The 24,483-nt window shown below is 72.0% G+C and carries 25 protein-coding genes and 2 pseudogenes; 10 read left to right on the top strand and 17 right to left on the bottom strand.

What is annotated here, in order from left to right; genetic code table 11:
* The first annotated feature begins 170 nt into the window (after positions 1-170).
* Both HUT10_RS48955 and HUT10_RS48950 read left to right on the top strand, forming a co-directional pair.
* The gene (locus HUT10_RS48955; protein WP_176177454.1) at positions 171-1,835 is read left to right on the top strand and encodes a YibE/F family protein; all 1,665 of its coding nucleotides are present in this window, start codon (positions 171-173) and stop codon (positions 1,833-1,835) included.
* Between the two features lie 73 nt (positions 1,836-1,908).
* On the top strand, positions 1,909-2,154 hold the full coding sequence (locus HUT10_RS48950) for a hypothetical protein (RefSeq protein WP_176177453.1): 246 nt from the start codon (positions 1,909-1,911) through the stop codon (positions 2,152-2,154).
* Here the strand turns inward: HUT10_RS48950 and HUT10_RS48945 are convergent.
* Both HUT10_RS48945 and HUT10_RS48940 read right to left on the bottom strand, forming a co-directional pair.
* Positions 2,126-2,754: pseudogene (locus tag HUT10_RS48945) on the bottom strand (hypothetical protein). The gene HUT10_RS48950 and the pseudogene HUT10_RS48945 overlap by 29 nt on opposite strands.
* The gene (locus HUT10_RS48940; protein ID WP_176177452.1) at positions 2,751-3,323 is read right to left on the bottom strand and encodes an MBL fold metallo-hydrolase; all 573 of its coding nucleotides are present in this window, start codon (positions 3,321-3,323) and stop codon (positions 2,751-2,753) included. Before HUT10_RS48940 ends, HUT10_RS48945 begins: the two are co-directional and overlap by 4 nt.
* A gap of 148 nt (positions 3,324-3,471) precedes the next feature.
* On the opposite strand from HUT10_RS48940, the gene HUT10_RS48935 reads away from it, so the two are divergent.
* The 3 genes from HUT10_RS48935 (at position 3,472) to HUT10_RS48925 (ending at position 5,960) form a co-directional block, all read left to right on the top strand.
* Positions 3,472-4,344, top strand: a complete 873-nt coding sequence (locus tag HUT10_RS48935; protein WP_176177451.1) for a peptidylprolyl isomerase — start codon at positions 3,472-3,474, stop codon at positions 4,342-4,344.
* A gap of 150 nt (positions 4,345-4,494) precedes the next feature.
* Positions 4,495-5,301: a hypothetical protein gene (locus tag HUT10_RS48930; RefSeq protein WP_176177450.1), complete on the top strand. Its 807-nt coding sequence runs from the start codon at positions 4,495-4,497 to the stop codon at positions 5,299-5,301.
* A 95-nt stretch (positions 5,302-5,396) separates the two neighbouring features.
* Positions 5,397-5,960: a hypothetical protein gene (locus HUT10_RS48925; RefSeq protein ID WP_176177449.1), complete on the top strand. Its 564-nt coding sequence runs from the start codon at positions 5,397-5,399 to the stop codon at positions 5,958-5,960.
* Positions 5,961-5,962: 2 nt separating this feature from the next.
* Here the strand turns inward: HUT10_RS48925 and HUT10_RS48920 are convergent, their stop codons facing one another.
* A complete protein-coding gene (locus HUT10_RS48920) occupies positions 5,963-6,742 on the bottom strand; it encodes an enoyl-CoA hydratase/isomerase family protein (RefSeq protein WP_176177448.1) in 780 nt (259 codons plus the stop codon).
* A 73-nt stretch (positions 6,743-6,815) separates the two neighbouring features.
* On the opposite strand from HUT10_RS48920, the gene HUT10_RS48915 reads away from it, so the two are divergent.
* The gene (locus tag HUT10_RS48915; RefSeq protein ID WP_176177447.1) at positions 6,816-7,691 is read left to right on the top strand and encodes an alpha/beta fold hydrolase; all 876 of its coding nucleotides are present in this window, start codon (positions 6,816-6,818) and stop codon (positions 7,689-7,691) included.
* Positions 7,692-8,347: 656 nt separating this feature from the next.
* Here the strand turns inward: HUT10_RS48915 and HUT10_RS48910 are convergent.
* The 4 genes from HUT10_RS48910 to HUT10_RS51690 form a co-directional block, all read right to left on the bottom strand.
* On the bottom strand, positions 8,348-8,689 hold the full coding sequence (locus HUT10_RS48910; protein WP_176177446.1) for a hypothetical protein: 342 nt from the start codon (positions 8,687-8,689) through the stop codon (positions 8,348-8,350).
* Positions 8,689-10,338 (bottom strand): hypothetical protein, encoded by a 1,650-nt coding sequence (locus HUT10_RS48905; RefSeq protein ID WP_176177445.1) that lies wholly within the window; start codon positions 10,336-10,338, stop codon positions 8,689-8,691. The genes HUT10_RS48910 and HUT10_RS48905 overlap by 1 nt, the downstream gene beginning before the upstream one ends.
* Positions 10,339-10,456: 118 nt before the next feature.
* Entirely contained in the window at positions 10,457-10,816 is a 360-nt protein-coding gene (locus HUT10_RS51695) for a response regulator transcription factor (RefSeq protein ID WP_254897397.1), read from the bottom strand.
* Between the two features lie 36 nt (positions 10,817-10,852).
* A complete protein-coding gene (locus HUT10_RS51690; protein WP_254897396.1) occupies positions 10,853-11,215 on the bottom strand; it encodes a hypothetical protein in 363 nt (120 codons plus the stop codon).
* A 132-nt stretch (positions 11,216-11,347) separates the two neighbouring features.
* On the opposite strand from HUT10_RS51690, the gene HUT10_RS51685 reads away from it, so the two are divergent.
* Together HUT10_RS51685 and HUT10_RS48890 are read left to right on the top strand one after the other, a co-directional pair.
* Positions 11,348-12,043, top strand: a complete 696-nt coding sequence (locus tag HUT10_RS51685; protein ID WP_254897395.1) for a cupin domain-containing protein — start codon at positions 11,348-11,350, stop codon at positions 12,041-12,043.
* Positions 12,040-12,441 carry a DUF1304 domain-containing protein gene (locus HUT10_RS48890; protein WP_176177443.1) on the top strand — a complete coding sequence of 134 codons (402 nt, stop codon included), beginning with the start codon at positions 12,040-12,042 and terminating at the stop codon, positions 12,439-12,441. Before HUT10_RS51685 ends, HUT10_RS48890 begins: the two co-directional genes overlap by 4 nt.
* On the opposite strand, the gene HUT10_RS48885 is transcribed toward HUT10_RS48890, so the two are convergent.
* Positions 12,438-12,860 (bottom strand): MarR family winged helix-turn-helix transcriptional regulator, encoded by a 423-nt coding sequence (locus HUT10_RS48885; protein WP_176177442.1) that lies wholly within the window; start codon positions 12,858-12,860, stop codon positions 12,438-12,440. The two genes, HUT10_RS48890 and HUT10_RS48885, sit on opposite strands and share 4 nt — an antisense overlap.
* A 45-nt stretch (positions 12,861-12,905) precedes the next feature.
* Here HUT10_RS48885 and HUT10_RS48880 point away from each other — a divergent pair, with 45 nt between their 5' ends.
* On the top strand, positions 12,906-14,165 hold the full coding sequence (locus tag HUT10_RS48880; RefSeq protein WP_176177441.1) for an amidohydrolase family protein: 1,260 nt from the start codon (positions 12,906-12,908) through the stop codon (positions 14,163-14,165).
* On the opposite strand, the gene HUT10_RS48875 is transcribed toward HUT10_RS48880, so the two are convergent.
* From HUT10_RS48875 to ruvC, 8 genes and pseudogenes are all read right to left on the bottom strand, one after another.
* Positions 14,141-16,495 carry a bifunctional (p)ppGpp synthetase/guanosine-3',5'-bis(diphosphate) 3'-pyrophosphohydrolase gene (locus HUT10_RS48875; RefSeq protein ID WP_176177440.1) on the bottom strand — a complete coding sequence of 785 codons (2,355 nt, stop codon included), beginning with the start codon at positions 16,493-16,495 and terminating at the stop codon, positions 14,141-14,143. The genes HUT10_RS48880 and HUT10_RS48875 overlap by 25 nt on opposite strands.
* 219 nt (positions 16,496-16,714) lie before the next feature.
* Positions 16,715-17,233, bottom strand: coding sequence for an adenine phosphoribosyltransferase (locus tag HUT10_RS48870; RefSeq protein ID WP_176177439.1), 519 nt, complete (start codon positions 17,231-17,233; stop codon positions 16,715-16,717).
* 1 nt (position 17,234) lies between these two features.
* A complete protein-coding gene (gene secF / locus HUT10_RS48865; protein WP_176177438.1) occupies positions 17,235-18,452 on the bottom strand; it encodes a protein translocase subunit SecF in 1,218 nt (405 codons plus the stop codon).
* A 1-nt stretch (position 18,453) separates the two neighbouring features.
* Positions 18,454-20,250, bottom strand: a complete 1,797-nt coding sequence (secD, locus tag HUT10_RS48860; protein WP_176177437.1) for a protein translocase subunit SecD — start codon at positions 20,248-20,250, stop codon at positions 18,454-18,456.
* A gap of 216 nt (positions 20,251-20,466) precedes the next feature.
* Positions 20,467-20,877 (bottom strand): preprotein translocase subunit YajC, encoded by a 411-nt coding sequence (gene yajC, locus HUT10_RS48855; RefSeq protein ID WP_176177436.1) that lies wholly within the window; start codon positions 20,875-20,877, stop codon positions 20,467-20,469.
* A 119-nt stretch (positions 20,878-20,996) separates the two neighbouring features.
* On the bottom strand, positions 20,997-22,064 hold the full coding sequence (gene ruvB, locus HUT10_RS48850; protein ID WP_176177435.1) for a Holliday junction branch migration DNA helicase RuvB: 1,068 nt from the start codon (positions 22,062-22,064) through the stop codon (positions 20,997-20,999).
* A 9-nt stretch (positions 22,065-22,073) separates the two neighbouring features.
* A complete protein-coding gene (gene ruvA, locus HUT10_RS48845) occupies positions 22,074-22,670 on the bottom strand; it encodes a Holliday junction branch migration protein RuvA (protein ID WP_176177434.1) in 597 nt (198 codons plus the stop codon).
* Positions 22,667-23,250: pseudogene (gene ruvC / locus HUT10_RS48840) on the bottom strand (crossover junction endodeoxyribonuclease RuvC). Before ruvC ends, ruvA begins: the two are co-directional and overlap by 4 nt.
* 74 nt (positions 23,251-23,324) lie before the next feature.
* On the opposite strand from ruvC, the gene HUT10_RS48835 reads away from it, so the two are divergent.
* Positions 23,325-23,765, top strand: coding sequence for a cupin domain-containing protein (locus HUT10_RS48835; RefSeq protein WP_176177433.1), 441 nt, complete (start codon positions 23,325-23,327; stop codon positions 23,763-23,765).
* A 9-nt stretch (positions 23,766-23,774) separates the two neighbouring features.
* On the opposite strand, the gene HUT10_RS48830 is transcribed toward HUT10_RS48835, so the two are convergent.
* Positions 23,775-24,326, bottom strand: coding sequence for a DUF4262 domain-containing protein (locus HUT10_RS48830; RefSeq protein WP_176177432.1), 552 nt, complete (start codon positions 24,324-24,326; stop codon positions 23,775-23,777).
* Positions 24,327-24,483: the final 157 nt, after the last annotated feature.

The following is a 24,483-nucleotide window of genomic DNA, read 5'->3' as shown; positions in this document are numbered from 1 at the left end:
TCACCCGTGATGCCCCGCCAATCACGCGAGTTACGCGCCCGATCACGCGAGTCCGGGTTCTGATCACGCGAGTTCCGGGTCGTGGTCCCCGGGGTACGGCGCATCGGGACGAACCGGGCCGTCGGCGGCCCCTCGCGCGGGGTGCGGAAACCCGCTGTCAGGATGTGCGGGTGGACCGCCCCGACCTGGACGACGACGCAACCGGCCCGATTCGCCGGATCACGGACGAGGTGTCCTCTTCCCCGGCCCGCGCCGCGTCCGGAACGCCGGGAACGCCGGGAACGCCCCGGAAACCCGCCCGCCGCCGCACCGACACGGGCCCGCAGCGCGTCGCCCACTCGGGGTCGTTGCGCCTTCCGGCCGGGAACGGCCAGGCCGAGACCCGGCGCCGTCGCGGGGACACCGGGCCGCAGCCCCTCCCCGGCAGCGACCAGCCCGCCCCCTCCCGCCGTCGCGGCGACACCGGGCCGGAGCCCATCCGAACCGACGGCGAGCGCTCCGCCACCCGCCGGGGCGACACCGGGCCGCAGCGGGCCGCCGAAGCCGGTGCACGACCCCGTCGCAAGGCCGCCGACACCCCGGAACCCCCCACCGGCCACGGCCACGGGCATGGCCACGGCCACGGACCCGCCGCTCCGGCGTCCCGGCGGGTCAAGCTCCTCCTGATCTGGCTGCTCGCCCCCCTCGCTTTGGCCACCGTCGTCGGCATGGTCGTCCTCTACCCCTGGGGCAAGGCCTCCCCCACCAGCGTCGTCCCGCAGGGCACGCCGGTGCACGCCGACATCCGCACCACCGCCACCGGTCCCTGCCTCGCCCAGGGCCAGGTCCAGGTCGGCGACCAGAGCGACCCGAACGCGAAGCCCTGCCTGACCGTCGACCTCGCCATGACCGACGGCCCGGCCGCCGGGAAACCGCTGCGGCTGACCGTCCCGATCGAGCCCAGCACCCCGCGCTTCGCCGCCGGGGACGCCGTCGTGCTCGCCTACAACAACGGGAACCCGAACGATCCCGCCAGTTTCCAGCTGGTCGACTTCCAGCGCGGCACCCCGCTGCTCGTGCTCGCCGCCCTCTTCGCCGTCGCCGTGCTCGTGCTCGGGCGGTGGCAGGGCGTCGCGGCGCTCGTGGCGCTCGGGCTCTCCTTCGTCGTCATCGCGCTGTTCATCCTGCCCGCCATCCTCGCCGGGGAAAACCCGCTGGTCGTGGCGATCGCCGGGGCCGGGGCGATCATGTTCATCGCCCTCTACCTGACCCACGGCCTCTCGGCACGGACCTCCGCCGCCGTGCTCGGCACGCTCGTCAGCCTCGCCCTCATCGGCGTCCTGTCCGCGATCTTCTCCGCCGCCGCTTCGCTGACCGGGCTCGACGACAGCACCTCGACGCTCATCGGGTCACTGGGCCACGGCATCGACGCGCGCGGGCTGCTGCTCGCCGGCGTCGTGATCGGCGCGCTCGGCGTGCTCGACGACGTCACCGTCACCCAGACCAGCGCCGTCTGGGAACTGCGGCGCGCCAACCCGGACCTGACCTGGCGCGAGCTCTACCGCTCCGGCCTGCGGATCGGCCGCGACCACGTCGGCTCGGCGGTCAACACGCTCGTGATGGCCTACGCCGGGGCCGCGCTGCCGGTGCTGCTGTACTCGTCGATCTCCGGCGTCGGGCTCGGCGCGCTGCTCGGCAGCGAGGACATCGCCCAGGAGATCATCCGGACCCTCGCCGGCAGCGTCGGCATCGTCGCCGCCGTGCCGGTGACCACCGTCCTGGCCGCGCTGATCGCCTCCCGCGAGCCCGCCGGGTACCTCAGCAGCACCACGAAAGCCGTTCCGTCCCACCCGTAACACCGGCGGCCCCCGGACGCGCCGGACCAGCGACAACGCGGTAGGAAAGCCTCAGCCGACCCGGGGAGGCCCGATGTTCCTGCTTGCCGGACCGCGGTCCGTGGTGCGGGGCGCGCTGAGGGTGGTCGCCGCCACGGTCCAGGCCGTGGAGTCGCTGCCGCGCATCGCGGCCGCCCTCGAGGACGTCCGCGCCACCCTGCACCACGTCGAACGCCTCGCCGAGTACATCGCGCAGGAGGTCCCGGAGCTGGTCTACCAGCTCGAGCAGTTGCGCGAGGCGGACGAGGAGCTCAGTCGAGAGTCGCCACGAACCGGCTGACGGCTTCCATCGTGAAGCGCTGCACGTACTTGCCCGACGGCGCCACCGACGCCAGCCGGTAGAGCGGGCGCTCCGCCACGCCGCCCCGCGCGCCTCGGCCTTCAGCTCGGCGACCAGCAGCTCGCCGAACACCAGCCCGTTCGCCTCGGTGTTGTTCATCAGCGCGTTCGCGAGCTTCCGCAGCGGCATGACGCCCAGCTCGCGCCCGCCCGTCCCGGAGAACACGGCGAGGTCGACCTTCGCCACCTTGCCGCGCTGGCCGGCGTTGACCAGCAGGCTCACCGTGCGGCTGCCGCGGACGTCGCCGACGACGAGGTCGAGCCGGGTCGCGGTCGTCAGGTCGACCCGCCGCAGCCCCCAGGTGCGCACGAGCAGCGTCGAGCCCTCCAGCCAGACGCGGCGCCGGATGCTGACCGCCATCACGTACAGCAGCGGCAGCGCGATCACCACCGCGACGACCAGGCCGGTCACCGTGCCGCCGATCAGGCCGGCGACCCCGCCGAACGCCGCGGCGACGATCACCACCCCGATCAGGCCCGAGATCCCGCGGCGGCGGCGGCCGCGCGGGTCCTCCTCGAACAGCGCGATGCGTTCGGTCACCGTCGGACCCCCGTCCCGGCGAGGAACGGGTTGCCCGCGCGTTCCCGGCCGATCGTCGTCGCCGGGCCGTGGCCCGGCAGCACCACCGTGTCGTCCGGGAACGCCGCCAGCAGGTCCTGCAGCGCCGCCTCGACGTCCCCGCGGCCGATCGAGCCGGCGAACAGCGTGTCCCCGGTCAGCGCGAGCCGGCCGCCTTCGGGTGTCGCCAGTGCCAGCACCACCGACCCCGGCGTGTGGCCCGGCACGTGCCGGACGTCGACGTCCAGTCCGGCGAAGGTGCCCGGCGACAGCGGCACGCTCTCGCCGTCGTACAGCGCAGCGTCACCGGGGTGCAGGTGCAGCGGGACGCCGTGCTCGGCCGACAGCGAGGCCGCCGAAGCGACGTGGTCCGGGTGGCCGTGGGTGGCCAGCAGGGCCGCCGGGACCAGCCCGTGCTCGTCGAGCGCGGCGGCCAGCGGCGCGGCCACCTCCTGACCCGGATCGACGACCACGCACGGCCCGCCGGCGGCCGCCGCCAGCAGGTAGCAGTTGGCCTGCAGCGGGCCGCTGGCGAACCCGACGACGAGCACCGAACGCCTCCCCGGACTTCCGCGCCGGATGGCGCCGATCACGATCGGGTTGAGACTAGCGGGCCCTGTACATGGTCCTCACAGGCTGTGCCCATACACTGCCGCTACCTCAGACGTGTGACACGAGCGGAAACCTGGAGGGTACGGGGTGGCGACCAACCAGCAGCGCCGCGAAGCTGCGAAGCGCAAACTCGAGCGGCAGCTCGAGCGCCGATTGGAGCAGCAGAAGCGACGCCGGATGATCGGGGCTGGAGTGGTCGGCGTTGGCGTCCTCGTCGTCGCCGGTGTCGTGGTGTGGATCGTGAGCGCGAACAGCGGTGACAGCACGGACACCGCGGCGTCGTCCTCGGCCGCCCCGCCGCCGACCGAAATCCAGATCCCGACGCAGCGCACCGCGCTGCCGAAGCGGGCGACCGCGCTGCCGAACCCGACGACGTGCGACTTCAAGGCGGACGCGACGGGCAAGGCGCCGAAGAAGGTGAACCCGCCGGACGGCAAGAACGTCCCGTCGACCGGCACGGTGAACGTGACGCTGAAGAGCACCGCGGGCGACATCCCGCTGACGCTCGACCGCGCGCTCGCCCCCTGCGCGGTGCAGAGCTTCGTCAGCCTGGCCAAGCAGAACTTCTACGACGGCACCATGTGCCACCGGCTCGGCACCGAGGGCCTGCAGATGCTGCAGTGCGGTGACCCGTCGGCCACCGGCGACCCGACCCAGGACGGTCAGGGCGGCCCCGGCTACACGATGCCGGACGAGGCGTTCCCGGAGATCAAGTACGGCCGCGGCATCCTCGCCATGGCCAAGACGCAGGCCCCGAACTCCGGCGGCAGCCAGTTCTTCATGGTCTACGGCAACGCCGACGGCCTCCCGGCGGACTACTCGGTCTTCGGCAGCATCAGCGACGAGGGCCTGAAGGTGCTCGACGCGGTGGCCAAGGCCGGCATCGCGAACCCGAACCCGCAGGACGGCACGGGTGCGCCGACCAAGCAGGTGAAGTTCACCGGCGTCACCGTCTCCTGACCCGGCGTCGGAACCGCCCGTCCCGGCACGGTCCGGGACGGGCGGTTCCGTCCGTTCCGGCCCCCGAGATCTGAACCGCGTCCGCACCGGCCCCGTGTAGAAGGGCAACACCGCCGGACCCGCCCGGGTCGACGGGGAGAGGTGCCGACGATGGTCGAAAACCGGGTTCCCGCGGTCCGCCGCGCCCTCGGGCGGGCCGGTCAGGCCGGCTGCGCCGGTGTCCTCTTCGCCGTGCTCGCCGGGGGTCCCGCGCTCGCGCAGGCCGACCCGCCACCCCCGGTCAAGTACTTCATCGTGCCGCACGCCGACAACCCCGAGGACATCACGCTGTTCAAGATCGCCGAACGCGCGCTCGGCGACGGGCGGCGCTTCCCCGAGATCTTCCGGCTGAACCAGGGCCGGCCGCGGCCGGACGGCACGCCGTTCACCGACCCGGCCGCGATCGAGCCCGGCCAGGTGCTCCAGCTGCCCGAAGACGCCGCCCCGCAGCCGGGCGTGGAGTTCGGTCCGTTGCCGTCGGCACCGCCGGTCGCTCCCGCCGCCGTCCAGCCGGCGCCCGAACCGGAAGCGTCCGGGATGAGCGCCGGGCTGGCCTCGGCCGTCAGCGGCGTCGGTGGCCTGCTGACCGGCCTGCTCGCCGGGCTCTGGTGGCGGCGGCGCCCGCAGTTGCTCCCGCCCACCCCGTTCGCACCGCCCGCGGACGAGGACTTCGGCTCCGGCTCGGTCAGCGGCACCCTGCCGCTGCCGATCGTCGTGCCCGCGCCCCGGCCCGACGTCGTCCTGCGGCCCGAGCCGGTCACCACCGAGCTGGCGATCATCGTGCTCGACACGGCCGAAACCCAGGTGGTCGCCGCGGTCCGGCCGGGCTCGCGGTTCCACTTCCGGATCGGCCCGCAGCCGGACTTCGCGGACTCCTCCACCGTGCTCGTGGTCGACGGCGACCGGGAGACGCCGTAACGCCGGGGCGTACGTGTGGGGTCACTCTGCGCTGAACGGCGCAACCGGCACCCGAACACTGGCCATCCGGCGGGCGGGCCCGCGATAGTCGTCTGATGACCTCGGATCCGTTCGGCACGCTCCAGAAGGCGCTGTGGATCGGCGGCGCTCCGTGGACCGGGAAGTCCACCGTCGCGCGGCTGCTGGCCGACCGGCACGGCCTGACGACCTACCACCACGACGACCGGGCCCGGCCCCGCACCCCGCTGCCGGACGACCTCCCCGCCGCCGACCAGCTGACCGCGCTGATGGCCGAGTTCGGCACCCGGTTCCGCTGCGCCCTCGACGAGCTGCGCGCGCTGACTTCGCCCCGCCCGATCGTCGCCGAGGGGCGCGGGTTGCGGCCCGAGCTCGTCGCCCCGCTCGTGGACTCCCCCGGCCGCATGGTGGTGCTGGTGCCGACCGAGCTGTTCCGCCAGCACCAGCTGCGGCACCGGGCGGACGGGGTGACCATCCCGCAGCAGCGCACCCGGCTGACCCGCGACCGGATGCTGGCCGCCAACGCGGTGCGGGCGGCGCGCGACCTCGGGATCCGCGTCATCGAAATCGACGGGAAGCTCGACCCGGCCGGCGTCACCGACGTCGTCGCCGACCACTTCCACGCCTACCTGGACGGCTGAGGTCAGCGGAAGGTGAACCGCGGCGGGCGCCGCTCGAGGAACGCGGCGACGCCCTCGGCGTAGTCCTCGCCGTGCAAGGCTTCCGACCGGATTTCCTCGACTTCGGCGTCGGAGGTCTCCAGCCCGGCGGTGATCTTTTCGATGATCCGGTTCATCCCGCGGATCGACGCCTGGGAGCGTGCGCAGAGCGTCTCGGCGAACGCCAGCGTCGAGGCTTCCAGGTGATCGGCCGGGAAGACGTCGTTGAGCAGGCCGATTTCCCGCGCGCGGGTGGCGGTGATCAGCTCGCCGGAGAGCAGGAAGTACTTGGCGTGCGCGGGGCCGACGAGCGAGACGAGCTGCCGCGTCGAGTCGAAGTGGTAGACGATGCCGAGCTTCGCCGGCGTGATGCCGAACCGCGCGTCCTCGGCGGCGAACCGGAAGTCGCAGGCGGCCGAGACCTGGCAGCCGCCGCCGATGCAGTTGCCCCGGATCATCGCCACCGAGGGTTTCCGCATCGCGGTGAGGGCGGCGACCGCGCTTTCGACGGCCTTGTCGTAGCTCGCCGCGCCGTCCGCGGTGGTGCGCAGCTCGCGGAACTCGCTGATGTCGGCACCGGCCGAGAAGTGCTTGCCGGCCCCGGTGACGACCAGCACCTTGAGCGCCGGATCCGCCTCCACCTCCGCCACCACGTCCGGGATGGCCGACCACATGCCGTAGGTGATGGCGTTCATCTTTTCCGGCCGGGTCAGCGTCAGACGGGCGACGTCACCGTCGCGCGTCAGGTCGAATCCTTCGGTCATGCCTCGCACGATAACCGCTCGCCCTCAGCGAAACCGGCGGTGTGTGACGCGGTCGGGTGGCTAGTTTGGGGCCATGGCGACGATCGAGGTGGGTGGGACGGCGTTCGGCTACGACGAAGCGGGAGAGGGGCCCGCGGTCGTGCTGCTGCACGCCGCACTGGGCGACCGCCGGATGTGGGACGCCCAGTTCACCGAGCTCGCCGCCACCCACCGGGTGATCCGCTACGACCGCCGCGGCTTCGGGGAGACCCGCGGCGAAGCCGGTGAACACGCCCACTACGAGGACCTGCTGGCCCTGCTCGATGCCCGGGGGATCGAGCAGGCGGCGCTGGTCGGGGCGTCGATGGGAGGGGCGTGCGCACTGGACGCAGCCCTCGCCGCACCGGAGCGGATCACCCGGCTGGCGTTGCTGGGTTCGGGCCTGACCGGCCAGCCGTGGCCGGACCGGATGCAGGCGGACATCGCCCGCATGACGGCCGAGCTGTTCCCCGACGGCAGGCTGGCCCGCTACGAAACCCGCGAGGCCGAGATCGACCCGGCGGACGTCCGGGCGATGGCGGAGGCCAACATCCGCTACCTGGTGGCAGGGCCAAGCCGGGACGTCTCGGTCCTGCCGCCCGAAATGGTGAAGCAGGTGAGGGAAATGTGCGAGCAGGTGTACCACCACGACTGGACGACTCCACAGTGGACGGAGCGCATCCCGGACACCCGCCACCGCCTGGCGGAGATCACGACACCGGCACTGGTGGCGATCGGAAAGGCGGACGCCCCGGGCTTGGTGGAGCTGTCGACGCACTTGGCGAAGTCGTTGCCCCAGGCACAGCTGGTCGAACTGGACGACACAGGGCACCTCCCATCAATGGAACACCCGGAGAAAGTGAACGAACTGCTGCAAAAGTTCCTCAGCAGGCCACAGACACACGAGCTGGGTGGTCATCCCGTCGCCTGAGGCCGTCAAATCACTTTGAGCCGGGCCCGCAACCGAGAGCGTGAGGGGGGTCACTACGCAAGCTTGCGGGCCCGGCTCAAAGTGATAGGCCTCAATCAGGCGACGGGATGACCACCCAGCGACCCAACTCCAGAACCGGCGGCCGAGAGCGGTAGTCGGGGTCATCCCGGAGCCTGCCTGTCCGGCGAGGACGCTTTTTTCTTTAGAGCCGCAGCCTCTTCCCCCCACCGCGGCAGACCTATTTCGCGGCTTCTGCCGTGGTTTCGCTCTGCCGCGGCACGGCAGCGGGTCCGACCTCCCCCGCCCCTCCGTTCGGATTTTCAGCCGCCGGACGGGTTTGTCAAGGCGGGAAAGCGTGCCTTGACAAACCCGCCCGCCGGCTGAAGGGATAGCAGGGATGAGGGGCGGGGGAGGTCTGGTGAGGTGCATGGTCGCCTTGCGTTACCGGCCGGCGGTTCGCGCCGTCCATTCGGCCGCCGGTTCGCCTCGTCCGTTCGGCCGCCGGTTGCCTGTCCTCTGTGGACCCCCGCTCCGTTGTCCACAACTCGCCGCGCCCGCTTCGCCCTGTGGACAACCGTCCCAGCGGCCGCCGATTCCGTCGGCCCTCTCCGCTAGCGTGGAAAACGGGGGCTGCTCAGCACGAACCGCGCACCCCGTCAGCCGAAGATCTTCTGCACCTGGTCCGAAATCTTGGCCACCAGCTCCGAGAACTGCACCACCCCGCCCAGCAGCCCCTTGATCTTCTCCCACCTGCTTCGCACCACCGCCGGCTCCGCCGCGTCTCCCGCGCGCAGGTCCGCCGCCAGGTCGGTCAGCGTGTCCTCCAGGACCTCCTGCTTTGCCAGGCCGCTCCCCCGCACCTCGGCCGACAGCCGCTCGACCAGCTCGGTCAGCGATGTCACCGCCGCCTCTGCGCCGCCTGCCTCGATGCCCGTCTGGGTGATCTTGCCGGAGTTGTCGCCGCCGATGCTGATCTTGTTCGTGATGCGGTTGCTCATCAGGTCTCCGTCCTGGCTGCGCGGGCGGGGTTCGCCGCCGGGCGGGGGCGCTGGGTGCGCAGCCCCGTCTGGTTGATCGGTCCGCGGTTGTCGCCGCGGATCGTGATGTCGTTGTTGATCACCACCGCCGCCTGCTCTTCAAACTTCGCCGTCGAGAAACCGGCGTCGCCGAGGAGTTTGCCGATGGCGGGCAGGAGGCGGCTTTCGATGATCTTCTCGTAGCGCTCGATGTCGACGAGCTGGAAGTAGTCGGCCAGCAGGTTCACCGAAGCGAGTTCGCGCAGCGAGTTCGCCGCGCCGTAGCGGTCCGGGTCCACGACGCCGGGCTCGCGCTTCGGCTGCCGGATCCACGACGCCAGGTTCAGGATGCGGCCCGGCAGGCTCGCCGGCATCTCCAGCCAGGCCAGCAGGCCCTGCCCGAGCGGGCGCAGCGAGTCCGGCCGCATCTTGTCCACCACCCGGTACTCGGCCCGGATCGGCGGGAGCACGTACGGCGTCCACTCGGCGTACAGCGTCGAATCGTCCACCGCGACGTGCAGGAACGTCGTCAGGACCAGGTCCCGGTCCCACGTCTCCACCTGGAACGACAGGTAGTAGCGCGCCCACTCCTTCGGTTCCGTGCGGAGCCGGGCGACGTCGGCCGCGGTGAGGCGGGTGTTCGGCGGGTGCTCGATGTCCGGCAGGTACGCCGCGGCTTCCGGCTCGCCGAGGTGGTCGACGAGCTCGGTGGCCGGGGTGAACACCGCCTCGGTCACGGTCAGCCCGCCGAGCCGGAGGTCCGGGGACAACGCGTTCGCGTGGCGGAGACCGGCGACCGCCTCTCGGATCCCGTCGTACAACGCCTCGGTCGTCAGCTCCGGCCGCCCTTCGGCGTCCTCCACCCGCTCCAGCGGGATCGCCATCGACCAGGCGTCCCGCCGGAACCCGGCGCCCACGAACGGGTTGAACCCGCGGTAGACCACCAGCGGCGCTCCCGGCGCCTCGACGGCCGTGGCGCTCGACTGGTACCGGGCGAGCTGGCCGCGGAAGTCCTCGGTGAGCAGGCCGGTCAGGCTGCCGCCGTCGGCGGCCGCGCCGAACCGCTTGAAGCGCGTCGTCAGCAGGTTCCACAGGGACCAGCGCTCGATCGTCACGGTCACGCAGACGACCACCGCCAGCACGATGCCGATGACCGTCCGGGCGGTGTCGCCGCCGGACGAATCGTCGGGGTAGTCGTCGTAGTAGCGCGAGGGGTACCGGCTCCCGTAGCCGAAGATCTCGTCCGAATAGGACAGCACCAGCCAGGCGACGACGATGCCGACGCCGAGCACCACCAACGTCTTCGGGTTGACCGTCTTCTCCGGCGCGTACGCGCTCTTCCCCGCCCGCGCGGCGATGAGCAGCAGCGACAGCACGATCCAGCCGTAGAGCAGCGGGTTGTCCCACAGCAGCCCGATGACGACGGCCATCAGCACCACCAGCAGCCCGTCGTAGTTCTTGCGGCGCGCCCGGGCCCGCACGGCTTCGGTGAGCACGCGGCCGGCGTCCAGGCCCGGTGACGGCGGGACCGGCCGGGTGGGCTCGACGAGGAACTCGGTGATGGCACGCCGGCTGTAGGCGGGGTCGAGGTAGGAAGCGGCGCAGAGGTACCGCGTGGTGTCGTCGGCCATGCCGCCCCCTCGTCAGGCCGGGGACCCGGACAGCCCGCACTCCCGGCGCAATTTGCAGAAGGTAGCATGCAGCGCCGCAACCGGGGACGGTAATTCCGGCATCCGGGCAGGAACCGCCTCAGGACATCAGCTTCGCGGTCAGTTCCCCACGGCTGCGGACCCCGACCTTGCCGAACACCGACTTGAGGTGGTCCTGCACGGTGTGCGCGGAGATGGCCAGCCGCGCCGCGATGTCCACTGTGGAGCGTCCGGCCAGCACCTCGCGGCAGACGTCGCGTTCCCGGGCGGTGAGGCCGTAGGCGGCCAGCAGCACACCCAGCAGCTCGGCTCCCGAGGCGCGCTCGGCGGTCACGACGGTCTCCTCGTCGTCCGCCCCGGCCAGCAACCGGCTCGCGTGCAGGACGATCCACCCGCCGCGGGCGTCGCGGACCCGGGCGCGGAACGTCCCCGTCGCGGCCGCGCGGGCCCCGGTCACCACCGCGCGCACCAGGACGGCGAACCGGCCCGGGGCGATCTAGTCGAGCTCGGCGCGCCACGCCTCGGCCGCCGCCGTGGCGGCGCGCTGCCTGCCGTCCGGACCGACCACCACGATCGCCGGTTCGGCCCGCTCTCCTGCCCGGCCGGTGCGGGCGGCCACCCGCGTCGCCGCGGCCAGCGCCGGGCCCACGGACGTCAGGAACCCGACCTCGCGGTCACTGAACTCGCCGCGCCGGACCAGGCCGGCCGCGCCCCAGGAGACGCCGTCGACCCGGAACACCACCCGCAGCTCGTGGCCGAGCCCCAGCGGCCGCCAGACCTCGGTGAGCCGGCCGCTGCGTTCGACCACGCGGCGGGGCAGGTCGGACAGCCGCGCCACCGGCACCGGCCGCTGTGACATCCGGGGCTTCGCCCCGGGCCGGGGGCTCCGCCACCCGGAACCCCCACAAGCAGCTGAGCCGGCTCGGCGAAGGTGTGCGGCTGGGCACCGTCGTACTCGTAGGTCGCCAGCAGCGGCTCGTACTCGCCGGGGATGGGGGCCCGGCCGCTGGTCATCGAGCTGATCACCGCGGTGTCCGGGTCGAGCGACGCCCAGCACGTCAGCTCGGCGGGCACCACGCGGTCGACCAGCTCGATGGCGGCGGTGTGCAGCTCGGCGACGCCGAGGCCCGCGGTCGCGAGCGCGGCGACGTCCCGCCGCACTCCCTGCGCCCGGCCGTCCCACATGGACGCAGTATGCGCCGGTCGCCGCCGGGCGCGGTATCCCACATTTCCGGGATGGCTCAGCCGGCGGGCGGTTCCCAGCGTCGGCGCCATGACCCACTTCAGCGCACCGGGCGAAGGCCCGGAACTCGACAGCAAGGACGCGCACATCACCGTCAAGGTCGGCGCGGAGCACACCGGCGGCGCGTACGAGGTGTTCGAGGTCGACGCGCCGCGCGGGCCCTCGGTCCCGCCGCACACCGAACCCTGGGCGAAGAGCTTCTACGTGTTGCACGGGCGTCTCACGGTGTACGTGGACGGCGAGCTCCACGACCTGGGCCCCGGAGCGTCGATCAGCATCCCGGCGGGCGCGGTCAACACGTTCACGGTGCACACGCCGTCGGCGCAGTTCCTGGTGGTGTGCCCGACGGACGGGGTGGGCCGGTTCTTCCGCGCCGTCGACGAGGCACCGGCGGAGCGGATCCCGGAGATCGCCGGGCGGCACGGGATCGGGTTCGCGCCGTGAACGCCGTCGCGCAGGTCTTCGCCGGGCTGGCGGTGCTGGTGCACCTGCTGGCGTTCGCCTGGGAAGTGGTGCGGTTCGAGCGGCCGGGCGTGCACGAGGGCATCTTCAAGATCCCGTCGGCGAACCTGCCCGCCACCCGGCTGTGGTCGTTCAACGTCGGCTTCTACAACCTCTTCCTGGCCGCCGGCCCGGTGCTCGGGCTGGTCCTGCTGCACACCGGGCACGCCGACGCCGGGCGGGCACTGGTGCTCTACTGCTGCGGGTTCATGCTGCTGGCCGGGATCGCACTGGGGGTGTCGGACGCGCTCGCCCTCAGCCGCCCCCGCGGTGCGGGCCGCGGCGGGGCCCTCGCCCAGGCGCTGCCTCCGGTGGGCGCGCTGGTCGCGGCGCTGTTCTAACTCTGCCCGGTCAGCTGCTCGCTCCACGCCCGGATGGCCGCGGCCTGATCGGGTGTGAGCCGGTCGAGGACGAGGCGGCGGATGTTGGCGCCGTGGGCGCGCACCGCGCTTTCCGCCGTCCGGCGGCCTTCGGCGGTCAGCTCGATCCCGGTGCGCCTGCCGGTCGCGCCGTCCTCGGTGCGGGCCACCAAACCGCGGTTCTCCATCCGGGTCAGCAGGTGCGCGACGCGGCTCTTCTCCCAGGCGAGCGCGTCGGCCAGCTCGCCGACGCGCATCGGGCCGGTCAACGTCATCAACACACTGAACTCGGCCTTCGAGATACCGCAGTCGCGCTGCAGCCCCCGGTCGAGTTCGCGGGCGAGCAGCCGCTGGGCACGCATCCAGGTGTCCCAGAACTCCCACTCCGCCGGCTCCAACATGGGAGTAGCATACAGAGTTGACGCGTCAACTCTTGGAGGAGAGCGATGAAGACACTGCTGCGCGGCGGCATGGTGGTCAGCATGGACCCGGCGCTCGGGGACCTGCCCCGTGGCGACGTCCTCGTCGAGGACGGCCGGATCGCCGCCGTCGCTCCGGAAATCGAGGCCGACGGCGCCGAGGTCGTCGACGCGACGGGCAAGATCGTGCTGCCCGGCTTCGTCGACACGCACCGGCACACCTGGCAGACCGCGTTCCGCGGCCTCGGCGCGGACTGGACGTTCGACCAGTACCGCGTCGCCGCGCACGGCACGCTCAAACCGCACTACCGGCCCGAGGACGTCTACCTGGGCAACCTCCTCGGCCGGCTCGAAGCCCTGAACTCCGGGGTCACGACCATGCTCGACTGGTTCCACTGCGCCCTCCGCCCGGAGAACGCCGACGCCGCCATCGCCGGCCTGCAGGACGCACCCGGCCACTCGATCTTCTGCTACGGCGCCGACGGACCCGACGTCGCGCCGGAGATCCGCCGGGTGCGCAAGCTGCTGCCGGGTGAGGACATGGTGCTCGGCCTGCGCGGGCCGGTGATCTCCACATTGGACGAAACCGCCGCCGATGTCCTGCTGGCGCGGGAACTCGGGCTGCCGGTGAGCGTGCACGTCCACGGCACCGGTGGCTGGCGCCACGGCGACCGGCCGATCGCCGGGATGGCCGAGCGCGGGCTGCTCGACGAGCGCACCACCGTCGTGCACGGCAACGGCCTGTCCGACGACCAGCTGAAGATGCTCGCCGACGCGGGCGCTTCGGTGTCGGTCAGCCCGGACGTCGAGCTGAAGATGGGCTTCGCGCCGCCGGTGACCGGCCGGGCGCTCGCCGCCGGTATCCGGCCGACGCTCTCGGTCGACGACTGCCTGTCGGCCGGTGGTGACCTCTTCGGCGCGATGCGCACGGCGCTGGCCGTCGACCGCGGCCTCACGACGCGGACCGTCCTCGAGTGCGCCACGGTGAACGGCGCCCTGGCCTGCGAGCGCAACGCCGGCAGCCTCACCCCCGGCAAGGACGCCGACCTCGTCCTGCTCGACGCCGAGGACCTCTCGGTCTTCCCCGTCAACGACCCGGTCGGCACGATCGTCAGCGCCGGCCACCCCGGCCTGGTGGACAGCGTCTACGTCGCCGGGAAGCCGGTCAAACGGCACGGGCGCCTGCTCGGTGTCGACCTGCCGCCGTTGCGCGCGAGGCTCCTGGAGTCGCGCGCGCGGATCGCCGGCGCCTCCCGGATCGGTCAGGAAGCCGAGGTCACGCGGTAGACGTCGTAGACGCCTTCCACGCCGCGGACCACCTTGAGGACGTGGCCGAGGTGCTTCGGGTCGCCCATCTCGAACGAGAAGCGGCTGACCGCGACCCGGTCCCGGGACGTGGTCACCGACGCCGACAGGATGTTGACCTTCTCGTCGGCCAGCACCTTGGTCACGTCCGAGAGCAGGCGGTGCCGGTCGAGCGCCTCGACCTGGATGGCCACCAGGAACACCGACGACGCCGAGGGCGCCCACTCGACCTCGACCAGCCGCTCGGGCTGGGACTGCAGGTCACCGGCGTTCGTGCAGTCGGTGCGGTGCACCGACACACCGCCGCCGCGGGTGACGAACCCGAGGATCTCGTCGCCCGGCACCGGGGTGCAGCAGCGGGCCAGCTTCGCCCAGACGTCACTGGCGCCCTTGACCACCACGCCGACGTCGTTGGAGCCGCGGCGCCGCGTCACCGTGGACGGCGTCGCGCGCTCGGCGAGCTCCTCCTCGGCCGCGTCGACGCCGCCGATCAGCGCCACCAGCCGCTGGACGACGTGCTTCGCGCTCGTGTGGCCCTCGCCGACCGCCGCGTACAGCGACGAGATGTCGGCGTGGCGCAGTTCGGTGGCCACCGCGCCCATGGACTCCGCGGAGACCAGCCGCTGGATCGGCAGGCCGACCTTGCGGATCTCCTTGGTGATGGCTTCCTTGCCGCCCTCGATCGCCTCGTCGCGGCGTTCCTTGGCGAACCACTGCCGGATCTTGGCGCGGGCCTTCGGCGAGCCGGCGAACTGCAGCCAGTCGCGCGACGGGCCGGCGTTCTCCGCCTTCGACGTGAAGATCTCGACGACTTCGCCGTTTTCCAGCTTGCGTTCGAGCGCGACCAGCCTGCCGTTGACGCGGGCGCCGATGCAGCGGTGGCCGACCTCGGTGTGCACGGCGTAGGCGAAGTCGACCGGCGTCGAGTCGACCGGCAGCGTGATCACGTCACCCTTCGGGGTGAAGACGAAGATCTCGCGCGCGGCCAGCTCGTAGCGCAGCGACTCCAGGAAGTCGCCCGGGTCCGCCGCTTCCCGCTGCCAGTCGAGGAGCTGGCGCATCCACGCCATCTCGTCGACGTCCATGGCGTTGCCGGTGTGCGTGCCCTTGGTTTCCTTGTAGCGCCAGTGCGCGGCGATGCCGTACTCGGCCGTGCGGTGCATCTCGTAGGTGCGGATCTGCACCTCGAGGGGCTTGCCGTCCGGGCCGATCACCGTGGTGTGCAGCGACTGGTAGACGCCGAAGCGCGGCTGGGCGATGTAGTCCTTGAACCGGCCGGGCACCGGCTGCCAGAGCGCGTGCACGACACCCATCGCCGCGTAGCAGTCGCGGACGTCCTCGACCAGGATCCGGACGCCGACCAGGTCGTGGATGTCGTCCAGGTCGCGGCCGCGGACGATCATCTTCTGGTGGATCGAGTAGTAGTGCTTGGGCCGCCCCTCGACCTTCGCGGTGATCCGCGACGAGACCAGGTTGCTGGTCAGGTCCGTGATCACCGAGCGCAGGTAGATGTCGCGCGAGGGCGCGCGGTCGGCGACCAGGCGCACGATCTCGTCGTACTTCTTGGGCTGCAGGATGGCGAACGCGAGGTCCTCCAGCTCCCACTTCACCGTGGCCATGCCGAGCCGGTGGGCCAGCGGCGCGAGCACTTCGAGGGTCTCGCGGGCCTTGCGGGCCTGCTTCTCCGGCGGCAGGAAGCGCATGGTGCGCATGTTGTGCAGCCGGTCGGCGAGCTTGATGACCAGCACCCGGGGGTCCTTGGCCATCGCGATGACCATCTTGCGGATGGTCTCGGCCTCGGCGGACGAGCCGAGCTGCACCTTGTCGAGCTTCGTGACGCCGTCGACCAGCTCGGCGACCTTCTCGCCGAAGTCGGCCTTCAGGCTCTCGACGGCGTACCCGGTGTCCTCGACCGTGTCGTGCAGCAGGGCCGCGACCAGCGTCGTGGTGTCCATGCCCAGCTCGGCGAGGATGGTGGCGACGGCCAGCGGGTGGGTGATGTACGGGTCACCGGACTTGCGCCGCTGGTTGCGGTGCAGTTCCTCGGCGACGTCGTAGGCGCGCTGGAGCAGGCCCAGGTCGGCGTTGGGGTGCAGCTCGCGGTGGATGACGGCCAGTGGCTCGAGGACCTGCTTGACCGGGGCGGCGCGCTGCGCGGTGATCCGCCGGGCGAGCCGCGCCCGGACCCGCCGGGTCGCGGACGGGTTCGGCGCCGCACCGTTCGGCTTCGGCGGCGCGGGCTGTGCCGCCGCCTGCCCGTTCTGCTGGGCGCCCTGCTTCGCGGGCACCGCGGCGTCGAGCTCCTGGCTCACCCGCACCTCCTGCTGCTCGTGCGGCCTTCGGACCACCAGGGTAGCCGTTGCGCCTCGCAGCCCTGTCGGGTGCGCCCGTTCAGGGGGATGTGGGCCCCGCCACCAGGCGGTTCACGTCACCCACGTGATCCGGGTCGTCACCGACGTGATCGGAGCCGGAACTCGCGAGTTCCGGCTCCGATCACGCGAGTCCCGGCGGGGATCACGCGGGTGACGAGTTCAGCAGGTCTGCAGGGCGTGGACCTTGCGGTCGCCGAGGACCTGGCGGCCGCCGAGGGCGGCCAGTTCGAGGACCACGGACACGCTGTCGACCACCGCGCCCGCGTCCTCCAGGAGCTTGCCGGTGGCCGCGACCGTGCCGCCGGTGGCCAGGACGTCGTCGAGGATCGCGATGCGCTGGCCCGGCCGGACCACGCCGGCCGGCAGCTCGACCGTGGCCGTGCCGTACTCCAGGGCGTAGTCGACGCGGCCCGCCACCGCCGGCAGCTTGCCCGGCTTGCGGATCAGCACCACGCCGAGGCCGCGGGCGTACCCGACGGCCGCGGCGAGGAGGAAGCCGCGGGCCTCCACGCCGGCGAGCGCCTCGACCGAAGGATCGAGGGTGCCCGCCAGCGCGTCGGTCACCGCCTTGAACGCACCCGCGTCCGCGAAGAGCGGGCTGAGGTCGCGGAACAGGACACCGGGCTCCGGGAAGTCCGGCACCTCGGCGATCAGGCCGAGGGCGTCGTCGAGCTGCACGTCAGCGCTTCCGCTTCCCGGCCGGGCGCTGCTTCTGGATCCGGGCGGGGACGCTGGCCGCGGCTGCGTACGCCTTCTCCTTGCGCAGTTCCTTCGCGAGCGCGTCGTCGTCCGAGGCGTCGAAGTCCTCGCCCGACGCCGCCTTGCGCTCCTGGCTGACCCGGCGCTGGCGGACCCGCTCGGCCTGCTGCGCGTACTTCGGGTCGCGCATCTTGAAGTCGACCAGCAGCGGCGTGGCCAGCGCGACCGACGACAGGACGCCGACGAGGGTACCGGTGAGCTGCACCAGCGCCAGGTCCTGCAGCGTGCCCGAGCCGAGCAGCACGTACCCGACGATCAGCAGGCCGAGGATCGGCAGCAACGCGATGAACGCCGTGTTGAACGACCGCATCAGGGTCTGGTTCAGCGCGAGGTTCGCGGCCTCGGCGTACGTGCGGCGGGTGAGGCCGAGCAGGCCGCGGGTGTTCTCGCGGACCTTGTCGAACACCACCACCGTGTCGTAGAGCGAGAACCCGAGGATGGTCAGCAGGCCGATCACGGTCGCCGGGGTGACCTCGAAGCCGATCAGTGAGTAGACCCCCGCGGTGACCAGGATGTCGTGCAGCAGCGAGATCAGCGCGGCCAGTGCCATCCGCCCGTCGAAGTAGATCGCCAGGAAGATGACCACCGCGACGAGGAACACGCCGAGCGCGATCAGGGCCTTCTGCGAGATCTCGCCACCCCAGGACGCGCTCACCGCGCTGTCGCTGATGGCCTGGACGCTGGGCTGGCCGTTGGTGCCCTTCGGGCCCAGGTCCTGGAACAGGCCCTGCTTCAGCTTCGCGACGTCGGCCGCGTTCAGCGTGTCGGTGCGGATCTGGATGGTCGCGGCGTTGCCGGTGCCGACCTTCTGCGCTTCCGAGGCCGGGTGGCCGAGAGCCTTCTGGAACGACTCCTTCGCCTGCTCCTCGGTGATCACGCCGTGGATGCCGTTGGCCGGCATCTGGATCTGCGTGCCGCCCTCGAACTCGATGCCGAGGTTGAAGCCGCGGAAGATCATCGAGGCGAGGCACACCAGCACCAGCGCCGAGAAGAAGATGTACCAGCGCTTGCGCTTGCCGACGACGTCGAACGCGCCGGTGCCCACGTACAGCCGGTGGAAGACGCTTTCCTTCTTGCCGGGCTTCGCCGTCGCCTTGGCGTTGCCTTCGGCGTCCGTGCCCAGTTCTTCGACCCCCACGTCAGGCCTCCTTCACGTTCGCGCGGCCGACCGTGGTCGACTTCTTACGCTGCGAACCCACTTGCTGCACGGCGCCGAGGCCCAGGTGCCTCGGATTGGACAGGAACGTGTTCTTCGATGTGGACACCATGGCCACCAGCGGGTGCGTCACCAGGTACACGACGACCAGGTCGAGCACCGTGGACATGCCGAGGGTGAACGCGAAGCCCTGGACGTCGCCGACCGCGATGACGTACAGGATGGCCGCGGCCAGGAAGCTCACCGCGTCCGACGCCAGGATGGTGCGCCGGGCGCGGACCCAGCCGCGCGGCACCGCGGACCGGAACGTCCGGCCCTCCCGGATCTCGTCCTTGAGCCGTTCGAAGTAGATGACGAACGAGTCCGCCGTGATGCCGATCGCGATGATCAGGCCGGCGATGCCCGCGAGGTCCAGCGTGTAGCCGATCCAGCGGCCGAGCAGCACCAGCACCGCGAACACCAGCGCGCCGGACAGGGCCAGCGACAGGATGGTGAGCACGCCGAGCAGCCGGTAGTAGAACAGGCAGTAGATGAACACGACCAGCAGCCCGATGCCGCCGGCGATCAGGCCGGCCTCCAGCGAGGCCAGGCCGAGGGTCGCCGACACCGTGGTCGCGTCCGACGAGGCGAACGACAGCGGCAGCGAACCGTACTTCAGGATGTCCGAGAGGTCCTTCGCCTCGGTCTGCGTGAACTTGCCGGTGATCTGGGTGTTGCCGTCGAGGATGGCCACCTGGATGTTCGGCGCGGAGACGACCTGCGTGTCGAGCACGAACGCGGCCTGCTGGCCGGTGTTCTTCGAGGTGAAGTCGGCCCAGATCTTGGTGCCCTCGCTCTTGAAGCTGAGGTTCACCACCCACTGGCCGCGCTGCTGGTCGTAGCCCGAGGTCGAGTCGGCGATCTCGGTGCCCGGCAGGAACTCCGGCTCCAGCAGGTACTTGTAGGTGTTGTGGTCACCGCAGGCCACCAGCGGCAGCTTCGGGTCGTCGTTGCCTTCGAGGGCGTCCTTGGCGTTCGGCGCGCAGGTCAGCGCGGCCATCGCCTTCGAGACGAGCTCCTGGTTCGGCTGGCCGTCGGCGCCGATCAGCTGGGGGTTCTGCCGGAGGGCCTTGGCGGCCTGGATCTCCTTCGCCGTTTCCGCGTCGACCGAGCCGTCGGCGGGTGCGGGCGCCGGAGCCGACGACGTGGGCGGCGGGGTGCTGCTGCTCGGCGCGGCCGGCGTGGTGTTCTGCTGCGGCGCGGCCGCGGCACCGCCACCGCCCCCGGCCGTCGGCGGCGCACTGGCCGAGGTCGTCGGCGGCTTGGTGGCCGTCGCGCCCGAAGGCGGCGTGCTCGGCGCGCCCGAGGTCGGGGTGCCGGTGGCCGGCGGCGGGGTGTTCGTCTGCGGCGGCACCACCGGCTGGGTGGCGCTCGAGACGACCTTCCGGAAGCCCAGCTTCGCGGTCTTGCCCAGGTTCTTCGCCTGGTCGCCCTGCTCGCCGGGGACGGTGATGACGACGTTGTTGCCGTCGAGGAGGACCTCGGTGCCGCTGACGCCGATCCCGTTGACGCGCCGCTCGATGATCTGACGCGCCTGGTTCAGGGACTCCCGGGTCGGCTGGCCGCCGTCGGGGGTGCGGGCGGTGAGCGTGACCCGGGTGCCGCCCTGCAGGTCGATGCCCAGTTTCGGGGTCGGCTTGTGGTTGCCGGTGAGGAACACCAGCGCGTACAGGACGATCACGATCAGGGCGAACAGGGCGAGATAGCGTCCCGGGCGGAGATGCCCGGCTGAAGCTGCCACGGTGCTTCGGTCTCCTCGGACGGGGTGGACCCCAACGTTGCGGTGCCCGCCCGGAGGGTTACCGGGAGGGACTGTGTGCGATTCACTCCCGGGCACGGGTATGACGGCGGACACGCACGCAGCACCGAGACACTACTCGGTGCTGCGTGAGCCCGGCGTGCGAGGCCACACCGACTTTCGTCGGGATTCCCGCCCGGCCCAGGAGTGCCGCGAAAGTTACTTCTTGCCGTGCTCCAGCGGCGGCGCCACCTGCCCGGTGGTCTGCGGCTCTTCGGTCTTGACGGCGGTGGCGGACTCGATGACGGCCGGCTCTTCGGCGGGGGTCTCGACGACCTCGTCGGCGGCGTCTTCCTCGGTCTCGACGACCGGCTCGACCTTCTCGCGGACCGCGAGCCGCAGCCAGGTGGTGACGACGCCGGGGGCGATCTCGATGTCGATCGTGGTGTCACCGGAGGCGTCGGCGACGGTGCCGTAAAGACCGGACGTGGTCATCACGCGGTCACCGGGGGCGATGCTGTTCTGCAGCTCCTGTTGCGCCGCCTGCTGCTTCTTCTGCTTGCGCGTGCTCATCACCAGCGGCACGGCGAGGACGAGCACGAGCAGCAGGGGCAGCAATAGCTGTTGCATGATTCTCCGTTCGACGGACACCGGGCCCAGCCGAAATGTCCGGTTTTTGGGTATGTGCTCCGGTCAAGTGTGCCAGGTACCAGCGCGGACGCCAGCACCCACCCGCCGGTACGGGCCGCTCACGGCTGTTCGAACAGCGACGGCCCGCCCTGGTCGGGACGCCCCGGGAGGTCCGCGGGCGGCACCATGCCGAGGTGTTCCCACGCGGTCGCGGTCGCGACGCGGCCACGCGGGGTGCGGGCGAGCATACCGGCGCGCACCAGGTAGGGCTCGCACACCTCTTCCACGGTGGTCGCCTCCTCCCCCACGGCCACCGCCAGCGTCGAGATGCCCACCGGCCCGCCGCCGAACGACCTGGTCAGCGCGGTGAGCACGGCCCGGTCGAGCCGGTCGAGGCCGAGCTCGTCGACGTCGTAGACGGCCAGCGCGGCCCGGGCGACCTCGCGGGTCACCTTGCCGTCGGCGCGGACCTCGGCGTAGTCGCGGACGCGCCGCAGCAGCCGGTTCGCGATCCGGGGCGTGCCCCGGGAGCGGCGGGCGATCTCGGCGCACCCGTCACGGTCGATCGGGATGTCGAGGATGGTCGCGGCCCGGCGGACGACCAGCTCCAGCTCGACGTCGGTGTAGAACTCCATCTGGCCGGTGAAGCCGAACCGGTCGCGCAGCGGACCGGTCAGCGAGCCGGACCGGGTGGTCGCCCCGACCAGCGTGAACGGCGCGATCTCCAGCGGGATGCTGGTGGCGCCGGGCCCCTTGCCGACGACGACGTCGACCCGGAAGTCCTCCATCGCCAGGTAGAGCATCTCCTCGGCGGGCCGGGCGATCCGGTGGATCTCGTCGATGAACAGGACGTCGCCGGGCGCGAGGTTGGACAGCATCGCGGCGAGGTCGCCGGCGCGTTCCAGCGCGGGCCCGGAGGTGATCCGGATGGCCGCGCCCAGCTCGGCGGCAACGATCATCGCCATCGACGTCTTGCCCAGCCCCGGCGGCCCGGACAGCAGGACGTGGTCGGGCGGCACGCCACGGCGGCGCGCGCTCTCCAGCACCAGTTCCAGCTGCTCGCGCACGCGCGGCTGGCCGACGAACTCGTCGAGCTTGCGGGGCCGCAGGGTGCCCTCGACGTTCTCCTCGCCGGTCTGGGCCCACGCCGAGAGGGCCTCTTCCTCGTCCACCGCTTCATACTCCACTGCGCGGGCCTACCGCTTCCGGCCGAGGGTGGCCAGTGCGGCGCGCAGCACGCTGGCGGTCGTGTGGCCGTCACCGTCGGCGAGGACCTTGTCCACGGCCTGCTCGGCCTGCTTGGCCGGGAACCCGAGGCCGGCGAGCGCCTCGACGACCTCGGCCCGCAGTGCGCCGGGAGCGGTGACGGCGGGGGCGTCACCGGCGCCGCCGAGGGCGGTGACCTTGTCGCGCAGTTCGAGGGTGAGCCGCTCGGCGCCCTTGCGGCCGATGCCGGGCACCGAGGTCAGCACGGTGATGTTGCCTTCGACCAGCGCGGCACGCAGCTTGTCCGGGTCCAGCACGGCGAGGGTGGCCAGCGCCAGCCGCGGCCCGATGCCGGACACCGTCTGCAGCAGCCCGAACAGCTCGCGGGCGTCGGCGTCGGCGAAGCCGAACAGTGTCAGGGAGTCCTCGCGCACGACCAGCGCGGTGTGCAGGCGGGCCTCTTCGCCGCGGCGGAGGGTCGCCAGCGTCGCCGGGGTGGCCTGCACGGCGAAGCCGACCCCGCCGACCTCGACCACGACGTGGTCGAGACCGACCGACAGGACTTCTCCGCGTACCGACGAGATCATCGTGCTGCTCCAGGGTTCTTCGCTTGCTTCGCCGCGGCGGCGAGCCGGGCTTTGTGCGTGCGGGCCATCTCGGCCGCGCGGGCTTCGGCCTCGGCGAGCCGGGCCCGCATCGGCTCCCGCCAGAGGTGGCAGATGGCCAGGGCGAGTGCGTCCGCGGCGTCGGCGGGGTGGGGGGCGACCTCGAGGTTGAGCAGGCGCATCACCATGGCCGTGACCTGGGCCTTGTCGGCCCGGCCGGACCCGCTGACGGCCGCCTTGACCTCGCTCGGGTGTGGAACACGACCGGCAGGCCGCGGCGCGCGGCGGCGAGGGCGACCACGCCACCGGCCTGGGCGGTGCCCATCGCGGTGCGGACGTTGTGCTGGGCGAAGACCCGCTCGACCGCCACCGCGGCCGGCTTGTACCTGTCCATCCAGCGTTCGACCTCGTCGGAGATGCCGAGCAGGCGATGGGCCAGGTCGGCGTCCGGCGGCGTCCGCACGACGTCGACGGCGACGCAGCGGACGGCCCGGCCCTTGCCGCCGTCGACCACGCCCAGGCCGCACCTGGTCAGACCGGGGTCGACCCCGAGCACCCGCACCCGCATTCCTCCCGCCGCGAACATCAGTTCGAGCTTGCAGGCTACTGGGGCGCGTCTGCGGCAGGATGGAGGACATGCCGCAGCCGTCGGATTTCGTCACCCACCTGGGTCTCCAGCCGCTCCCGGTCGAAGGCGGACAGTGGGCGCAGAGCTGGCGCTCGGCCGACGGGTCGGCGATCTACTACCTGCTCGTCGCACCCGAACGCTCCGCGCCGCACCGGCTCGACCGGGTCGAGGTCTACGCCCACCACGCGGGCGCGCCGGCGGCGATGCTGCTGCTGCACCCGGACGGCTCGGTCGAGCGGCCGGTGCTGGGGACCGACGTCGCCGCCGGGGAACGCCCGCAGGTGGTGGTGCCCGCCGGGACGTGGCAGGCGACCGCCACGCTCGGCGCGTGGAGCCTGCTGGGCACGGTCGTCGTGCCGCCCTACACCGACGACTGCGTCGAGTTCGCGCCCGCCGCGGAACTGGCGCAGCGGTACCCGGAAGCGGCCGCCGACCTGCGGAAGTTCTAGGGGTCAGCGCTAGGGGCCGTCGACGCCGGGGGTCCAGCTTTCCGGGTCGCCGCTCCCGGTCAGCACCGGCTGCCACCGCGCGAAGCCCTCGGGGGCGTCCGGGTGCCAGGGGAACTTGCCCTCCGGCGTCGCGACGATCAGCTGCAGCGCCGGGAAGTCGCCGTCCGGGTAGATGAGGAACGCGCTGCCGAAGTACTCGGGGTAGTGGCCCTTGTCGACGCGCTCGAGGACCACCGGGACGCCGTCGAAGAAGTCGTCGTAGCGCCGGCCGACCTCGAAGATCTCGCCGTTGGCGGCGCGGTCGACGTAGGCGTCGAGCAGCACCTGCCCCATCTGGCCGGGCAGCCCGACCACGACGGCCTCCGGCACGTTGTGCAGTGCCCACGCGCAAGCGGTGAAGGAATAGCCGGCGCCTTCGTCGTCCGAGGCGACGTTGATGACGGCGTTGCCGCGTTCCTTGGCCTGCCCCTCGATCCATTCGATCAGGCGCACTTCGTCCGCGGACAGCTCGGCGGTGATGTCGGCGGCAGCGGCGGGGGTCGTCGAAGTCACGGCGCACATTCTGCCTGACGAACCGGCGAGAACACAGGGCCCGGGCCGGAAAGTTTCCGGCCCGGGCCCCAAAGCGTTGCGACGCAAGGAAAAACTCAGCCGACTTCGGCGAGCACCTCGTCCGAGACATGGAATGCTACGCAGTGCGTAGACGTTCTGGACGTCG

Origin of the sequence: Amycolatopsis sp. Hca4 (assembly GCF_013364075.1) — a bacterium.
Classification (GTDB): domain Bacteria; phylum Actinomycetota; class Actinomycetes; order Mycobacteriales; family Pseudonocardiaceae; genus Amycolatopsis.
This window is presented reverse-complemented; position numbering and strand designations above follow the sequence as displayed.

Bases quoted from the DNA above. Each gene is read 5' to 3' on its own strand.
- HUT10_RS48950 (WP_176177453.1), top strand. From the start codon at position 1,909: ATGTTCCTGCTTGCCGGACCGCGGTCCGTGGTGCGGGGCGCGCTGAGG.
- HUT10_RS48930 (WP_176177450.1), top strand. From the start codon at position 4,495: ATGGTCGAAAACCGGGTTCCCGCGGTCCGCCGCGCCCTCGGGCGGGCC.
- HUT10_RS48925 (WP_176177449.1), top strand. From the start codon at position 5,397: ATGACCTCGGATCCGTTCGGCACGCTCCAGAAGGCGCTGTGGATCGGC.
- HUT10_RS48920 (WP_176177448.1), bottom strand. From the start codon at position 6,742: ATGACCGAAGGATTCGACCTGACGCGCGACGGTGACGTCGCCCGTCTG.
- HUT10_RS48915 (WP_176177447.1), top strand. From the start codon at position 6,816: ATGGCGACGATCGAGGTGGGTGGGACGGCGTTCGGCTACGACGAAGCG.
- HUT10_RS48910 (WP_176177446.1), bottom strand. From the start codon at position 8,689: ATGAGCAACCGCATCACGAACAAGATCAGCATCGGCGGCGACAACTCC.
- HUT10_RS48905 (WP_176177445.1), bottom strand. From the start codon at position 10,338: ATGGCCGACGACACCACGCGGTACCTCTGCGCCGCTTCCTACCTCGAC.
- HUT10_RS51690 (WP_254897396.1), bottom strand. From the start codon at position 11,215: ATGTCACAGCGGCCGGTGCCGGTGGCGCGGCTGTCCGACCTGCCCCGC.
- HUT10_RS51685 (WP_254897395.1), top strand. From the start codon at position 11,348: ATGGGGGCCCGGCCGCTGGTCATCGAGCTGATCACCGCGGTGTCCGGG.
- HUT10_RS48885 (WP_176177442.1), bottom strand. From the start codon at position 12,860: ATGTTGGAGCCGGCGGAGTGGGAGTTCTGGGACACCTGGATGCGTGCC.
- HUT10_RS48880 (WP_176177441.1), top strand. From the start codon at position 12,906: ATGAAGACACTGCTGCGCGGCGGCATGGTGGTCAGCATGGACCCGGCG.
- yajC (WP_176177436.1), bottom strand. From the start codon at position 20,877: ATGCAACAGCTATTGCTGCCCCTGCTGCTCGTGCTCGTCCTCGCCGTG.
- ruvA (WP_176177434.1), bottom strand. From the start codon at position 22,670: ATGATCTCGTCGGTACGCGGAGAAGTCCTGTCGGTCGGTCTCGACCAC.
- HUT10_RS48835 (WP_176177433.1), top strand. From the start codon at position 23,325: ATGCCGCAGCCGTCGGATTTCGTCACCCACCTGGGTCTCCAGCCGCTC.
- HUT10_RS48830 (WP_176177432.1), bottom strand. From the start codon at position 24,326: ATGTGCGCCGTGACTTCGACGACCCCCGCCGCTGCCGCCGACATCACC.